General features: G+C 72.4%; 15 protein-coding genes. 4 read left to right on the top strand and 11 right to left on the bottom strand.

The features are described 5' to 3' along the window. Positions 1-82: 82 nt before the first annotated feature. Positions 83-319: a chaplin gene (locus ABZ386_RS21090; protein WP_114257103.1), complete on the bottom strand. Its 237-nt coding sequence runs from the start codon at positions 317-319 to the stop codon at positions 83-85. Between the two features lie 217 nt (positions 320-536). Here ABZ386_RS21090 and ABZ386_RS21085 point away from each other — a divergent pair, with 217 nt between their 5' ends. Continuing rightward, the gene (locus ABZ386_RS21085; RefSeq protein WP_114257102.1) at positions 537-740 is read left to right on the top strand and encodes a hypothetical protein; all 204 of its coding nucleotides are present in this window, start codon (positions 537-539) and stop codon (positions 738-740) included. An 84-nt stretch (positions 741-824) separates the two neighbouring features. On the opposite strand, the gene ABZ386_RS21080 is transcribed toward ABZ386_RS21085, so the two are convergent. The 7 genes from ABZ386_RS21080 to ABZ386_RS21050 form a co-directional block, all read right to left on the bottom strand. Then, the gene (locus ABZ386_RS21080; protein WP_351336181.1) at positions 825-1,310 is read right to left on the bottom strand and encodes a DUF5709 domain-containing protein; all 486 of its coding nucleotides are present in this window, start codon (positions 1,308-1,310) and stop codon (positions 825-827) included. Positions 1,311-1,444: 134 nt separating this feature from the next. Then, positions 1,445-2,593: a HoxN/HupN/NixA family nickel/cobalt transporter gene (locus tag ABZ386_RS21075; protein WP_355727126.1), complete on the bottom strand. Its 1,149-nt coding sequence runs from the start codon at positions 2,591-2,593 to the stop codon at positions 1,445-1,447. A gap of 158 nt (positions 2,594-2,751) precedes the next feature. Then, on the bottom strand, positions 2,752-3,600 hold the full coding sequence (gene prcB, locus ABZ386_RS21070; RefSeq protein WP_351335431.1) for a proteasome subunit beta: 849 nt from the start codon (positions 3,598-3,600) through the stop codon (positions 2,752-2,754). Between the two features lie 73 nt (positions 3,601-3,673). Then, the gene (locus ABZ386_RS21065) at positions 3,674-5,164 is read right to left on the bottom strand and encodes a hypothetical protein (RefSeq protein ID WP_358965509.1); all 1,491 of its coding nucleotides are present in this window, start codon (positions 5,162-5,164) and stop codon (positions 3,674-3,676) included. Positions 5,165-5,316: 152 nt separating this feature from the next. Then, positions 5,317-7,680: a glycosyl hydrolase family 65 protein gene (locus tag ABZ386_RS21060; protein WP_358965508.1), complete on the bottom strand. Its 2,364-nt coding sequence runs from the start codon at positions 7,678-7,680 to the stop codon at positions 5,317-5,319. Continuing rightward, positions 7,677-8,414: a beta-phosphoglucomutase family hydrolase gene (locus tag ABZ386_RS21055; protein ID WP_355726718.1), complete on the bottom strand. Its 738-nt coding sequence runs from the start codon at positions 8,412-8,414 to the stop codon at positions 7,677-7,679. Before ABZ386_RS21055 ends, ABZ386_RS21060 begins: the two co-directional genes overlap by 4 nt. A 69-nt stretch (positions 8,415-8,483) precedes the next feature. Continuing rightward, positions 8,484-8,879, bottom strand: coding sequence for an SgcJ/EcaC family oxidoreductase (locus ABZ386_RS21050; protein WP_355726716.1), 396 nt, complete (start codon positions 8,877-8,879; stop codon positions 8,484-8,486). A gap of 62 nt (positions 8,880-8,941) precedes the next feature. On the opposite strand from ABZ386_RS21050, the gene ABZ386_RS21045 reads away from it, so the two are divergent. Genes ABZ386_RS21045 through ABZ386_RS21035 form a run of 3 tightly spaced genes read left to right on the top strand, consistent with a single transcriptional unit; the run spans position 8,942 to position 10,833 of the window. Then, positions 8,942-9,610 (top strand): nucleoside/nucleotide kinase family protein, encoded by a 669-nt coding sequence (locus ABZ386_RS21045; protein WP_355726714.1) that lies wholly within the window; start codon positions 8,942-8,944, stop codon positions 9,608-9,610. A 15-nt stretch (positions 9,611-9,625) separates the two neighbouring features. Next, on the top strand, positions 9,626-10,120 hold the full coding sequence (locus ABZ386_RS21040) for a GNAT family N-acetyltransferase (RefSeq protein WP_351335449.1): 495 nt from the start codon (positions 9,626-9,628) through the stop codon (positions 10,118-10,120). A gap of 11 nt (positions 10,121-10,131) precedes the next feature. After that, complete coding sequence (locus tag ABZ386_RS21035; protein WP_356505303.1) at positions 10,132-10,833, top strand: maleylpyruvate isomerase family mycothiol-dependent enzyme; 702 nt, start codon at positions 10,132-10,134, stop codon at positions 10,831-10,833. Between the two features lie 7 nt (positions 10,834-10,840). Here the strand turns inward: ABZ386_RS21035 and ABZ386_RS21030 are convergent, their stop codons facing one another. Genes ABZ386_RS21030 through ABZ386_RS21020 form a run of 3 tightly spaced genes read right to left on the bottom strand, consistent with a single transcriptional unit; the run spans position 10,841 to position 14,488 of the window. Further along, entirely contained in the window at positions 10,841-12,673 is a 1,833-nt protein-coding gene (locus ABZ386_RS21030; RefSeq protein ID WP_358965505.1) for a hypothetical protein, read from the bottom strand. Positions 12,674-12,680: 7 nt separating this feature from the next. Next, positions 12,681-13,580 carry a carbohydrate ABC transporter permease gene (locus ABZ386_RS21025; RefSeq protein ID WP_351335455.1) on the bottom strand — a complete coding sequence of 300 codons (900 nt, stop codon included), beginning with the start codon at positions 13,578-13,580 and terminating at the stop codon, positions 12,681-12,683. Continuing rightward, positions 13,577-14,488 carry a sugar ABC transporter permease gene (locus ABZ386_RS21020; protein ID WP_351335458.1) on the bottom strand — a complete coding sequence of 304 codons (912 nt, stop codon included), beginning with the start codon at positions 14,486-14,488 and terminating at the stop codon, positions 13,577-13,579. Before ABZ386_RS21020 ends, ABZ386_RS21025 begins: the two co-directional genes overlap by 4 nt. Between the last annotated feature and the right edge of the window lie 85 nt (positions 14,489-14,573).

Below are 14,573 nucleotides of genomic sequence, written 5' to 3'. Positions count from 1 at the left end.
GCCCGGGGGGGGGCCCCGGCCGGGGCGGCGGCGCCCGGGGGGGGCCCGCGGGCCGCCGCCGGCAAGCCGTACGACCGGTGCGTCAGTCCTTGATCTCGCACTCGTTGCCGAACGCCGGGTTGAGCAGCCCGACCACGTTGATCGAGTTGCCGCAGACGTTGGCGTTGACGTCGATCGGGATCTGGATGACGTTGCCGGAGAGAACGCCGGGGCTGTGGGTGGCGATGCCGACGGGGCCGTCGTCGGCGCTCGCCGTACCGCCGAAGGCCAGCAGGGCGGCGCAGGCCAGGCCGGCCGCGGCGGTCACACGTGTACGCATGGAAAAGCTCCTGTCAGTCGCAGGGACACGTGACTCCACCGTCACCCGGAGTTCGGCAACGCGACATCGGTGGGCGTCCGAACGGGGTGTCCGGGCGTCCAGGGGGCCGGTCCGCGCTCTCCGGATGCACGCCGGGCTCGCGCGGGGAATGGTGATAGCGGACCCGTTTTTCAGCACCGGGGCCGCACCAGCGATCCGGACCCTAGGAGCAGAGAACATGTCGACGTCACAGCCCCAGTCCCGGCCGCCCGAGGACCGCGCCACCCCGGACCGCCTGCTCCACGCCCGCACCGGCACCGACGTGTCGCCGGAGGACCTCGTCCTCGCCTCGGGCAAGGACCTCACCCCCCGCAATCTGGAGTGGGCCAGGCGCAAGCTGGCGGCGGAGGGACCCGCGGCGATGGAGAAGCTGCTGCCGTAGCCGGTCGAAGGCCCGGGGCACCGCCCCGGCGTGGGGCGGTGCCCCGGGCCTGGTGGGGGCACAGGGCCGGGGCGGGCGGGGGCCCTACGCGTTGTCGTCGGGCAGGACGCTGTCGTCCTCCACGACGTGGACCGCCGCCTCCTCCGCGCCGGCCGCTCCGCCGTCGATGCCCACGTCGGACGCGACGGTCTCCTTCGTGGTGTCGGGGTGGGCGCCCTCGTCCGGGGCGACCAGGCGGCCGGCGCGGGCGGTGCCCGCCTCGGGGTCCACCGGTTCGCCGTCGCCGTCGGGCGTGTCGCCCACGCCGTCCCCGGCCGGTTCCGCGGACACGTCGGGGACCTCCTGGGAGAGCCGTTCGTCGAGGGTCTCGCCCTCGTGCTGCTCGGCGGCGGTGGTACCGCGCTTGGTGACGCCCAGGGGCTTCTCCGGCGGGGAGTAGCCCTCGTCGAGGGTGTCGTCGTAGGTCCGTTCGTCGACGGCGTCCTGGAGGTCCAGCGGCGCGGCGTCCTCCTGCTCCTCGTTGGTCCCGGTGGGCTGGTACGCGTCGTCCGCCATCGGTTCGGGGCGCATCGGTTCCGTGCCCATCACTTCTGCCTCCCTGTCGCGCTGCGTCGACTCGTTCGTCTCACGTGTCCGTTCCGCGTTTCCCGTTACGCGGGCCCTAACCTCGACGGACGCCCCGGACTCGACGACTGCGGCCTTCGTCACGTGCTGGGGTTCCTCAGGCCGTCCGACCACTTCTCCTCGATGCGTGCGACCTTCCACACCAGCAGCGCCACCGCCCAGGTCGCGAAGAACAGGGCGACGACGACGTAGCCGAGGACGTTGAGGTCGAGGCCGGAGATCCAGTCCCAGAAGGGACCGTGCAGGCCGAACCTGTCGGCGAGGAGGCCGAGGAGTTCGACCGTGCCGATGAGGAGGGCCACGGCGACGGACAGGCCGGTGATGGTGAGGTTGTAGTAGACCTTGCGCACCGGCTTGGAGAACGCCCAGCCGTAGGCGAAGTTCATGAAGGAGCCGTCGATGGTGTCCAGGAGGCACATCCCGGCGGCGAACAGCACGGGCAGACACAGGATCGCGTACCAGGGCAGGCCGGACGCGGCGCCGGAGCCGGCCAGGACGAGCAGGGCGATCTCGGTGGCGGTGTCGAAGCCGAGGCCGAACAGCAGGCCCAGCGGGTACATGTGCCAGGGCTTGGACACCGACTTCATGACGCGGCCCAGGAGGCGGTTCATCAAGCCGCGGCTGTTCAACTGTTCCTCCAGGGCGGCCTCGTCGTAGCGGCCCGAGCGCATCGCGCGGAACACCTTCCAGATGCCCGCGAGGATGACGAGGTTGACGGCCGCGATGAGGTAGAGGAACGTCCCGGAGACGGTCGTGCCGATCAGGCCGGTGACGTCGTGCAGCGCGGAGCCGTCGTCGCGGACCGGCCCGGCCAGGGTCTTCACGCCGAGGGTGAGCAGGAAGGCCAGGGCGAAGACGACGCTGGAGTGGCCGAGGGAGAACCAGAAGCCGACCGACAGCGGCCGCTGCCCCTCGCCCATCAGCTTGCGGGTGGTGTTGTCGATGGCGGCGATGTGGTCCGCGTCGAAGGCGTGCCGCATGCCGAGCGTGTACGCGGTCACGCCGATGCCGACGCCGAAGGTCTGCGTGCCGATGGCGTGGTGCTCGGGGGCGACGATCGCGACCAGGACGAACCAGCCGATCACGTGCAGGGCCACGATGAACGCGGCCATCCCCCCGACCCTGGTCCACTCCCGCCGCGTCATGGAGGTGCGGACGCGGTGCCGGGCCGTGCGCTGGGCGGGGGCCGGGGCGGGGAGGGGCGGAGTGGACTCAGGGGCGGCCGTCATCGGGGGGAGGGTCTTTCTGTCGGGCGGACGGCTGCGGTGAACAGCCTCGTGCCATCCTCCGGCACCTGCAAGTGATGTGCAGTAAAGCCCGTGACAGGTCTTGTCCATGGAACCGAAAACTCCGCGGAGCCGTCCGCCCGCCCCGGCCCCGCGGCCGGTCACACCCCGGCGTTCGGTCCGTCCGGCCGGCCGCGGCGCTGCTCGGCCATCTCCCGGCTGAGCTCCTCGGTCTCCGCCTCGGACAGTCGCTCGAAGCCGTCCCCGGTGATGACGGACACGACGGGGTAGATGCGGCGCGTGAGGTCGGGGCCGCCGGTCGCGGAGTCGTCGTCGGCCGCGTCGTAGAGCGCCTGAAGGGCCGTCAGGGTCGCCTCGCGCCGGGACATGGCGGGGCGGAACAGCTTCTTCAGCGCGCCTCGGGCGTACGGCGAGCCGGAGCCCTCGGCGTGGAAGCCGTGCTTCTCGTAGCGTCCGCCGGCGACGTCGAAGCCGAAGATGCGGCCCCGCCCGCCCTCGGGGGCCGCGGGATCGTAGCCGGCGAGCAGCGGGACGACGGCAAGGCCCTGCATGGCCTGGCCCAGGTTGTTCCGGATCATGGTGGCGAGCCGGGTGGCCTTCGCGGTGAGGGTCATCGGGATGCCCTCGATCTTCTCGAAGTGGTTCAGCTCGACCTGATAGAGCTTCACCAGGTCCAGCGCGAGCCCGACGGAGCCGGCGAAGGCGACCGCGGTGTGGTCGTCGGCGGGGTGCACCTTCTCCAGGTCCCGCTGCGCGATCAGGTTGCCCATCGTCGCCCGCCGGTCCCCCGCGATCAGCACGCCGTCGCCGTAGGTCAGGGCCAGCACGGTCGTGCCGTGCGGGGCGCCCTGGGCGCGGACGCCGTCCGGGAGGACGCGGCGGGTGCTCAGCAGCTCCGGGCGGTGGGCCGCCAGGAACTCCGTGAAGGACGAGGAGCCCGGAGTGAAGAACTCCTCCCCCAGCCGCCCCGCGTGCTCGTCCGACGCCATGTCCGTCCCCCCTCGTTCGTGACCGTCAAGCGTCCTCCTACCTGAACGGGACGGGCGGGAAACGCGGACGCGGTCACCCTGCCCTGGGAGGCGGCGGTGCGACGCGGACGTCCAGGTCCGAGATCCGGTGGACGGGCCAGCTGCGGGCGTAGCGGGGCGGTGTGCCGCCGACCGGTGCGATATGGGCGACCGGGAGGCGCTCGGCGGTGCGCAGGATGGCCCCGGGGGTGGTGTTCTCGTTGTGGCCGGCGGTCGCGCCCGAGGAGCAGCCGGTGTAGTAGCCGATCGGGATGGCCTCGTGCCCGACGAGCAGGCAGGGCGGGCGGACGCCGAGGCGGTGCAGTTCCCCGGCGGTGCGGTCCCAGTCGCGGCGGCTGTCGGTGTTGCGGGACACGGTGCGTTCCAGGACGGCGGTCTGCACCGCCAGGTGCCCGGCCAGGCCGAGGGCGACCAGCGCGGCGACCACCGGGCGCCACTTCCCGCCGGGGGTCCTGACCAGGTGCCACAGGGCGTCGGCGACCGGGATCAGGAGCAGCGCGTAGGCCGGCTGGAGGAAGCGTGGCGCGGCGTAGCCGATCATGAACAGGTAGGGCAGGGCGGCCGTGGCGGCGCAGGCCAGCGGGAGCAGGGTCCGCTCCAGGCGCCGGGCCCGGGCCGCGACGACCAGGCCGAGGCCGGCCAGCACGGGCAGGAAGAACCACCAGACGGTGACCACGGGATGGGGCATCGGCCCGGTGCACGGCCGGCACAGGGCCCGGCCGCCCAGGCTGCGCAGCTGGTCGTCGACGGCGATCTGCCAGCCGAGTCCGCCCTGGATGCGCGAGGCCTCCGACAGCCGCTGCCCCAGGCCGCCGTGGCCCAGGTACGCCTCGATCACCCACGGGACGGCGCCCGCCGCGAGGCCCGCCCCGAGCACCAGGAGCAGGCGCCAGTGGCGGCGGAGCAGCGCGAGGGCGAGCAGCGGCACCGTCACGTAGACGGCGTCGGTGGGCCGCATCAACGCCATGAGCGCGGCGCCCGCGGCGACGCCCCACAGGGCCGCCGGGGCGGAACGTTCCGCCCCGGCCCGCAGGAAGCAGCCCACGCTGATCAGGGCGCCGATCGCGACCCAGTAGTTGGGCATGGCCTGCGGACCGTAGAAGAGAGTCACCCACAGGGAGGCGAAGAGGGCGCCGCCGGCGACCAGGACGCGGGTCGGGAACAGGCCCCGCCAGCAGCGCAGGGCCAGGTAGAGGGCGAGGCCGGAGAGCAGGGCGAGGTAGACGCGCAGCAGCGGCGTGGAGGACGACCAGGAGGCGATGGGCGCGACGAGCAGGGAGACGCCGCGGGAGCGCGGGGCGCTGAAGAAGGCCGCCGGGTGGTGGGAGGTGACCTGGCTGACGTAGACGATCTCGTCCCAGCCGAGGCCCAGCACGGGCCGGACGAGGACGAGTTGGGCGAGGGTGAAGACGCCGGCCAGGACGGCGAGCGGCCGGTCGCCGCGCCGCTTGCGGACCGTCCCCGTCGCGCCGGTCTGCTCGCGTCTTCGCATACGAACGAGAATGGCGTTCGCGCCGTCGGTCATCGTCCACCCCTTTCCCTACGCGCCGTAGGGCCGCTGCGACCTCCCACCCGTCGGGCTGAAAGCCGGATGATCGTAAAACACGGCCAAGCTAACCCGCGGGGTGGGGCGGTGCAGGGTGGAATACGGCCAAGTGCGTGACCTGAACTGGGTGGTCAGCGGGTGTTCGGGGCCCGGTGCGGGGGCTGGTTCGGGGCCGGGCGCGGGACCGGCGGGGGGACGGGCCGGGTGACGGGGGCGTCCTGGCCCACCGTCAGCTCCGTGCCGTGGTGACGGATGGTCAGGGGAGGTCCGGAGCGCAGGGTGTACGTGGCCTGACCGGCGGTCAGCTCCACGCGCAGGCACCGGCCGAGGAACCCAACGGTGAAGGCCAGCCGGCTGTACCGCTCGGGCAGGCGCGGGGCGAACCGCAGGGTGCCGTCGGTGCACCGCATGCCGCCGAACCCGGCGACCAGCGCCATCCAGGTGCCGGCCAGCGAGGCGATGTGCAGTCCGTCGCGGGTGTTGTGCTCCAGGTCGCCCAGGTCCATCAGCGCGGCCTCGGCCGTGTAGGCGCAGGCCAGGTCGAGGTGTCCGGCCCGGGCGGCCATGACGGCCTGGACGCAGGCGGACAGGGAGGAGTCCCGTACGGTCAGCGGCTCGTAGTAGGCGAAGTTGCGGGCGATCTGCTCCTCGGCGTGGTTGTCGAAGGCCTCCTCGAAGAAGCTGCCACAGGTGTACATCGCCAGCACCAGGTCCGCCTGCTTGATCACCTGCTTGCGGTACAGGTCGAAGTAGGGGAAGTGGAGCATCAGCGGGTACTGGTCCGGGCTCGTGTGTTCGAAGTCCCAGCGCTGGTAGCGGGTGAAGCCGGCGTGCTGTTCGTGCACGCCAAGTTCGTCGTTGTAGGGGACGTGCACGGCCTCGGCGGCGTCCCGCCAGGCGGCGCGCTCCTCCTCGTCGGCGCCGAGCCGTGCCGCCTCCTCGGGGTAACGTTTGCAGGCGTCGGCGGCGGCCAGCAGGTTCGCCCGGGCCATGAGGTTGGTGTACGTGTTGTCGTCGGCGATCGCGCTGTACTCGTCGGGGCCGGTGACGCCGTCGATGTGGAAGACGCCCCGGTCGTCGTGGTGGCCGAGGGAGCGCCACAGGCGGGCGGTCTCCACCAGCAGCTCCACCCCGACCTCGCGCTCGAAGTCCTCGTCGCCGGTCACCGCCACGTACCGCACCACGGCGTCCGCGATGTCGGCGCCCACGTGGAAGGCGGCCGTGCCGGCCGGCCAGTACGCGGAGCCTTCCGAGCCCTCGATGGTGCGCCAGGGGAACGCGGCGCCGCGCAGGCCGAGCTGGGCCGCGCGTTCCCGGGCGGCGGGCAGGGTGTCGAGGCGCCAGCGCAGCGCCTCGGCGGCGGCGTCCGGCGCGGTGTAGGTCAGCAGCGGCAGCACGAACGCCTCGGTGTCCCAGAAGGCGTGGCCGTCGTAGCCGGAGCCGGTGAGTCCCTTGGCGGGGATGGCGCGCTGCTCGGCGCGGGCCCCGGCCTGCAGGACGTGGAAGAGGGCGAAGCGGACGGCCTGCTGGATCTCCTCGTCGCCGTCGATCTCGACGTCGGCGCGCGCCCAGAAGCCGTCGAGGTAGGCCCGCTGGTCCTTCAGGAGCCCCCACCAGCCGCTGTGCGCGGCCGCCGCCAGCGCGGCCTCGACCTGGTCGCTCATCGCGGGCCGGGAGCGGGCGCCGGACCAGCCGTGGGCGACCAGTTTCTCCACCCGCAGCCGCTCCCCCGGCTCCAGGACGGAGGTGATGGTCAGCCGGGCCACGTCGACGTTGCTCTCGCTGCTCGTGGTGGTCCGTTCGGGGCCGGTCACGGTGTGGTCGGCGGCGACCGCGACCCTGAGGCCGCTGCGGCGGGTGCGGTGGACCAGGCGCAGCCTGCTGCCCGAGGCGAGGTCCTCCTCCGGCTCCAGCGGCGACTTCAGCGCCCTGGCCGCGCGCGGGTCGCCGTCCGGCTCGGGCAGGCTCTCGTTGGCGACCAGCTCCGACTGGACGACGACCCGGGTTCGGCTGTCGACGGGCTCCACCTCGTAGGCCACGGCGGCGATGGCCCGCTGGGTGAGGGAGACCAGCCGGGTGGAGCGCACCCGGACGGTCGAGCCGGCCGGGGAGGTCCACTCGCAGACCCGCTCCAGCACGCCCCGGCGCAGGTCGAGGGTGCGCTCGTGGGTGACGAGCCGCCCGTAGCGCAGGTCGAACGGCTCGTCGTCGACGAGCAGGCGCAGCACCTTGCCGTTGGTGACGTTGATCGACGTCTGGCCGGACTCGGGGTAGCCGTAGCCGGCCTCGGCGTAGGGCAGCGGGTGCAGTTCGTGGACGCCGTTGAGGTAGGAGCCGGGCAGGCCGTGGGGTTCGCCCTCGTCGAGGTTGCCGCGCCAGCCGACGTGGCCGTTGGACAGGGCGAACACGGACTCGCTCTGGGCCAGGACGTCCAGGTCGAGTTCCGTCTCGCGCACGGTCCAGGGTTCGACGTCGTACGCCCGCTGTGCGATCACTTGGTCTCCCCCAGGTCGGCGAGGTCCTTCACCACGATGTCGGCGCCGTGCGCGTACAGGGCGTCGCTCTGCCCGACGCGGTCGACTCCGACGACGTAGCCGAACCGGCCCGCGCGGCCCGCGTCCATGCCGGCGAGGGCGTCCTCGAAGACGGCGCACCGGGCCGGTTCGACGCCGAGGTCCTCGGCGGCGGCCAGGAAGGTGTCGGGGTGCGGTTTGCCGGGCAGCTCGCGCTGGGCGGCCACCACGCCGTCGATCCGCACGTCGAAGAAGTGCTCGGCGCCGATCGAGCGCAGCACGTCGCGGCAGTTGGCGCTGGAGGAGACGATCGCGGTGCTCAGCCCCTGGGCGCGGACCACCTCCAGGTAGCGCAGGGTGCCCTCGTAGGCCTCGACGCCGTCGGTGCGGATCTTCTCCAGGACCAGCTCGTTCTTGCGGTTGCCGAGGCCGTGCACCGTCCCGGCGCCGGGTGGGTCGTCCGGGTCGCCGTCGGGCAGGTCGACGCCGCGGGAGGCGAGGAAGGTGCGTACGCCGTCGGCGCGCGGCCGGCCGTCGACGTACTCGTCGTAGTCGGCCGCGTCGAACGGCCGGAAGCCCTCGCCGTCCCGGTCGCGCAGGAAGGCGTCGAACATCTCCTTCCAGGCGGCCGCGTGCACGACGGCCGTCCGGGTGACGACGCCGTCGAGGTCGAAGAGGCAGGCGTGGATGTCGTCGGGTAGGCCGAGCTGCGTCATACAGGTCCGGTTCCCAGACCGGGCCCGTCCAGTGAGTGGCGCACGCCACACTCACCGCGACGGGACGGCTCAGTCGTGCGGGAAGGAGTGGTGCTCGTGCGCCACCAGCCAGCGGCCGTGCTCCTTGCGCAGGCCGAACGTCAGGCGCAGGCGCAGCGTGGGGCGTTCGGCCAGTTCCTCGGGGGTGCCGCAGCGCAGCAGCGCGTGGGCGTAGGCGGTGTCGGCGCCGGCGGTGACGTCGAGGGTGTCGATCTCGAAGCTCGCGCCCTGGGCCTGCCACTCGAAGAACGGCGGCCACGCGGCGCGGTAGGCGGCCAGTCCGTGGATGCCCTCGTGGGGCGGCGGGACGTCGTACATGACGAGGTCCTCGGCGTGGTCGGCGAGGACGCCGTCGAGGTCGCCCCGGTGGACGGACTCGGCCCAGTGGGTGATCAGTGCGCGGATCCGTGTTTCGTCGTCGGACACGGTGCGGCTCCTTTCTCCCCCGTGCCGGACGGTCCTGGGCGCAGGGTGACACACTCGGCTGTGTGCCGCTCACCTTCGACGACCTCGTCCGGCGCGCCCGGGCCCTCCCGCGGGACGGCCGGCGCGCGATCCTCGGCATCGCCGGCAGCCCCGGCGCGGGCAAGTCGACGCTCGCCGAGCATCTGGTGCGGGAGCTGAACGGAACCGGCGAACCCTGGGTGGCGCACGTCCCGATGGACGGCTTCCACCTCGCCGACGCCGAACTGGAGCGGCTCGGCCGCCTGGACCGCAAGGGCGCGCCCGACACGTTCGACGCGGCCGGGTACGCGGCGCTGCTCGGCCGGCTGCGCGCCCAGGCGGACGACGACACGGTCTACGCGCCCGGCTTCGAGCGCGTCCTGGAGCAGCCGATCGCGGGGGCGATCCCGGTGCCGCCGACGGTCCGGCTGGTCGTCACGGAGGGCAACTACCTGCTGCTGGAGACCGGGGCCTGGGCCCGGGTCCGTTCCCGCCTCGACGAGGTGTGGTTCTGCGAACTCCCGGAGGGCGAGCGGGTCCGCCGGCTGGTCGCCCGGCACGAGCAGTTCGGCAAGTCCCACCGGGAGGCGGTGGAGTGGGTGCTGCGCTCGGACGAGCGCAACGCCGAGCTGGTCGCGGCGACCCGGGAGCGCGCGGACCTGGTGGTGCCGGGGCAGGCGCTGCCGGACCGTTTCCCCGCCCCGCGGCGATGAGGCATGATCGACCGCATGATCAGGTCCGCCACCGTGAACGACATCCCCGAGATCCGGACGATGATCCGTGAACTCGCCGCGTACGAACGGGCCGTGGAGCAGGCCCGGGCCACCGAGGAGCAGCTGCGCGAGGCGCTGTTCGGCGCGCATCCGGCCGCCTTCGCGCTGATCGCCGAGGACGACGAGACGGGCGAGGCCGCGGGGTACGCCCTGTGGTTCCCGCGCTTCTCGACCTGGACGGGGACGCGGGGCATGCATCTGGAGGACCTGTACGTACGGCCCGGGGCGCGCGGTGGCGGACACGGCAGGGCGCTGCTCGCGTCCCTCGCCGCGCTCTGCCGACGCCACGGCTACGACCGGTTCGAATGGTGGGTGCTCGACTGGAACGAGCCGGCGATCGGCTTCTACAAGTCGCTCGGCGCGGAACTCCTGGACGAGTGGAAGGTCTGCCGGCTCAGCGGGGGACCTCTCGAGGAGCTCGCGGCCCAGGCACCCGCGAGCGACGTCTAGCAAGGCGGCTCATGCGACCTCCCGTGGCCGAAGTGATCGAAGCCCACCGGGCGCTGGCACGTCTCGTCGCCCCGCTCGACGACGAGCAGGTCCGCGCCGCGTCCGCCCTTCCGTCCTGGTCGCGCGGGCACGTCCTGGCCCATCTCACCGACAACGCGCGCATGTTCGCCCGGCTCGCGGAACACGCCCTGCGCGGAGAACTCGTGCCCGCCTACGACGGCGGGGTCGAGGAGCGCAACGCGATCATCGAGGCGGGCGCGGGCCGCAGCGCCGCCGAGCACCGGGCCGCGCTCGCCGCGCGCACGGCCGAACTGGAGGCGGTCTGGGGGCGTCTCGACGACGCCGACTGGGGCCGCCCGGTGACCTTCCGCGACGCGGACCTCTCCGCGACGGTCCACGCCCGCTGGCGTGAGGCGTGGATCCACATGGTCGACCTGGACCTGGGCGTCCGGCCGGCGGACTGGCCCGTGGAACTGGCCTGCCACGCCATCGACTTCCTGCTGTGCCGGCTGCCGGCCGGCACGCGCGTCCGCGCCGGGGACGTGCCCCGGGAATGGTCCGCCGGCGACGGGTCCGGCCCGGTGGTCACCGGGCGGGTGCGCGACCTGGCCGCCTGGCTGGCCGGACGCACCCCCGCCGCGTCGCCCGTGGCGGCGGAGGGGCTGCCCGGGCTCGGGCCGTGGCCGCCCCATCCGCCGCAGCGCCGCGGGTGAGCCGCCCTCAGGTGGAGAGCGTCAGTTCCGGTTCCGCGTGCGCGTCGCCCGCCGGGTCGCCGATCACCGCCGTGAAGGCCTCGGTGCGCACCCGGAGGGCTGCCCCTTCGCGCACGAACGCCGGTGTGAACGCGTCGTCGCCCGGGCCGTAGCGGACCGCGAACACGTGCAGGTCCTCGGGCGCGCCGGGGGCCGGTTCGGCCTCCAGGGCGGTCGAGGCGACCAGGTGGCGCCAGCCCTCGTCGGGGTTGCCGTAGCCGCGCGGGTCGGCGGCCAGGGCGAAGGCCGCCTGCTCCTGGGTGACGGACGCGCGGGCGTCGAAGTGGTGCGGGTCGCCGGAGGCCGGGTGGGTCAGGCGGAGGGCCCCCGCCGCCGTGACCCGCGGCTCGGCGGTCCTACGGACCCGGTCGCCGTCGTCGGTGGCGTACGGCAGACCGGCGAGCAGGTACGGCGTGCCCGGGAGGCGTTCCACCGCGACCGTCGTCCAGAGCGTGGTGCCGTCGGTGACGTACAGGGACCGCACGTGGCGCAGGACGTGGTCGCGGCCGACGACCGGCTTGGTGACCAGCTTCGCCGTCAGGCCGTCGGCGGTCACGTCCCGGACGCGGACCTCGCCCATCGGGCGGCACAGCAGGAAGCCGTCGGCGACCGGGCCGAAGCCGTGCTGGCGGTTGACCGCGGCCGGGAGGTAGTAGGTGCCGGCCGCCTCGATCAGCGACGGGGTCATGTGGGTGTCGAAGGCCACCGACACCGAGCCCGCGCGCAGTTGGTGGCGGACGGGAGCCGTCGAGGGCGTGCGGTGCCAGCGCGTGGTGTCCTGGATCTGCCAGACCAGCATCCACGCGAAGTGACCGTCGACGCCGCCGTCCGCCTTGCACGCGTGCCGCGCCCAGCGGCTGTCGCCCCGGTAGCGGCCGAGGTCGGAGCCGATGCGGGCGCCGAAGTAGCGCAGGCCCAGCACCGACTCGAAGGCGGAGTGCTGCTCGCTGTAGCGCGGGCCGCCGTTGTCGAAGCCGCCGCCCGTGAGGCGGGCGTCGATGTAGCGGGCGAGCGCGTCGCCGTCCTCGGCGAAGACCTCCTCGCCGCTGACCCGGTGGGCCTGGGCGAGGAAGGACAGGGAGATCGGGCCGTAGTTGTTGTCGTAGGCGCCGCCGTGCTCGGGCGGCAGCAGGGCTCCGCGGTCGGCGACGCGGTGGGCGCGGATCTCGTCCTGGTAGAGCCGCAGGGCCTCGCGCCGTACCGCGTCGCCCTGCGCGGGCGGCAGGTGCCGGGCCAGCATCAGGCCGCCGACGACGCAGCCGATGGCCTGGTTGCCGGCCTCCTGCGGGTTGAAGAAGGTGGCCTCGGTCAGCCAGCGCCAGTAGCCGTGGGCCACCTCCAGCAGTTCCGCGCGCTGTCCGTCGTCGATCAGGCCGTCGGCCAGGTCCAGCAGGTTCACCGCCTGGAGCAGGGCCCACACCGTGCTCGGCCAGTCGCCGATGGGGTGGGCGCCGGCCGCCAGGGTGTACCGGGCGTACGGCAGCCCGGAGTCGCGCACCCGCAGGTTGGGGTAGCCCGGGTTGTCCTCGGTGTAGACCCGCTCCCTCAGGTGGAAGGCGAGACTGCGGCGCACCGCCTCCGGCAGCCGCGGGTCCTTGGTGCGCTGCCAGGCGAGGGCGAGCAGGGAGGTGACGCCGAGGGAGGTGTCGCCGATGTCGTCGACGCAGTCGGGGTGTTCGAGGCTGCCCTCGGGCGTCATGCGGGCGAGGGCCTGCTCGGTGACGTCCGCGAGGACGGCGTCGTACGCCTCCGGGGTGTCCGCGAGGTCGTGCAACGGGCCGCGCTGGTGGGGGAGATGCACGGGTGGGTCAGTCCTTCAGTCCGGCGTTGATGTCGGCGTTCATGACGTAACGCTGGAACACCAGGAAGACAACAATCAAGGGGATCATGGAGATGACCGATCCGCCGAGCACCACCGACCAGTTGATGTTCTGCGCGCCGACGAGGCTCTGGATGCCGATCTGCACGGTGAACTTGCTGGGGTCGTTGAGCATCAGCAGCGGCCAGATGTAGTCGTTCCAGCGCCACTGGAACGACAGGATGGCGAGCGTCAGCATGATGGGCCGGGAGACCGGCACCATGATCCGCAGGAAGATCGACAGTTCACGCGCCCCGTCGATGCGGGCGGCCTCGATGAGCTCGTCGGGGACCGTCAGGAAGAACTGGCGGAACATGAAGCACCCGGTCGCGGTGAGCACGGCCGGGAGGATGATGCCGGCGAGCGAGTTGTAGAGGCCGAGGTCGCGGACCACCAGGAACTGCGGGGCGAGCATGACCTCGGACGGCAGCATCGTGGTGGCCAGGATGCCGACGAAGAAGACCTTCAGCCACCGGTTGTCGTACTTGGCCAGCGCGTAGCCGGTGCAGCAGCTGACTCCCACCGTGAGGATCGTCGAGATCACACACACGATGGTCGTGTTGATGAAGTACTGGGAGAAGTTGGCGCCGTCCCACGCCGCCTTGTAGCCCGACAGGGTGGGGTCGTCCGGGAAGAGCGCCAGCGAGGAGAACAGGTCTCCCGCCGGCTTGAAGGAGCTGAGGACGAACCACAGCACCGGGAACCCGTAGACGGCTGCCAGGACCCACAGCAGTGTCGTCGCGGGCACCGCGCGCCGGAGCCCGCCGGTCGCCGCGCCGCGCCCCCGCTTCCTGGGAACTGCCCGTCCGGGCCCGGCGTCGACCTTGCGTGGCATGTCTGTGGTTGTCATCGGTTCTCCACCCGCCGGTTGACGACCAGCTGGATGATCGCGACGGCCATCAGGATGAGCATGAGCACGAACGACGCGGCGCTCGCGTAGCCGATCTGGCCCGATTTGAAGCCGGTCTGGTAGATGTACTGGACAAGCAGGTTGTTCGACGTCCCGGGTCCGCCGTTGTTGAGGGAGGCGAACAGCGGATACTCCTTCATCGCGTGGATCGTGTTGAGCAGGATCACGATGAAGGACGTGGGCGCGATGCTCGGCAGGGTGATGCTCATGAACTGGCGCCACGGACCGGCGCCGTCGAGCGATGCCGCCTCGTAGTACGACACCGGTACGTTCTTGATCGCCGCGATGAACAGCAGCATCGAGAAGCCCGTCCAGGCCCAGGACGCCGCGACCACCACGACCAGCAGCGACAGGTCCGCGTCCGACTGCCACGGGACGGCACTTCCGCCGAACTTCTCGATGAGGTAGTTGACCAGTCCGAAGTTCTCGCCGAACAGCCACCGCCACAGGACACCCACGACGATGGGCGACAGCAGCCACGGGATGAAGAAGAAGACGCGGGCCACCGACACGCCCTTGGCGTGCCTGCTCACCAGCACGTTGGCGATGAGCAGCGAGAACACGAAGTTCAGCGGGACGAAGAGCACGGTGTACAGCAGCGTCCGGGTCAGTGCGTCGAAGAAGGTGGAGTCCCCGAACAGGCGCTGGTAGTTGTCCAGTCCGATGAACTGGAACGCCCCCACGCCCGTGTAGTTCGTGAAGGAGTAGACGAGCCCGATCACCGCCGGCCAGAGGAAGAACAGCGCGAAGAGCACGACGTTGGCCGCGATGAGGACGAGCGGCGCAAGGGTGTACTTACTGCGTCTCCTGGGCGGGCTCGCGGACACGTCCGGGGCGCGTTTGGTCATCTTCCTGACTCCGTGCTGGTGGAATGGGTTCCTGTGGGCTCAGGGGCGTGAGCCCGGCATCGCGTGGCCCCGGGGCCGGGCGGCG

Source organism: Streptomyces sp. NPDC006140, from assembly GCF_040628815.1.
Lineage (GTDB): Bacteria > Actinomycetota > Actinomycetes > Streptomycetales > Streptomycetaceae > Streptomyces.
The sequence above is the reverse complement of the archived record's forward strand: the minus strand, read 5'-3'. Positions and strand labels throughout refer to the sequence as shown.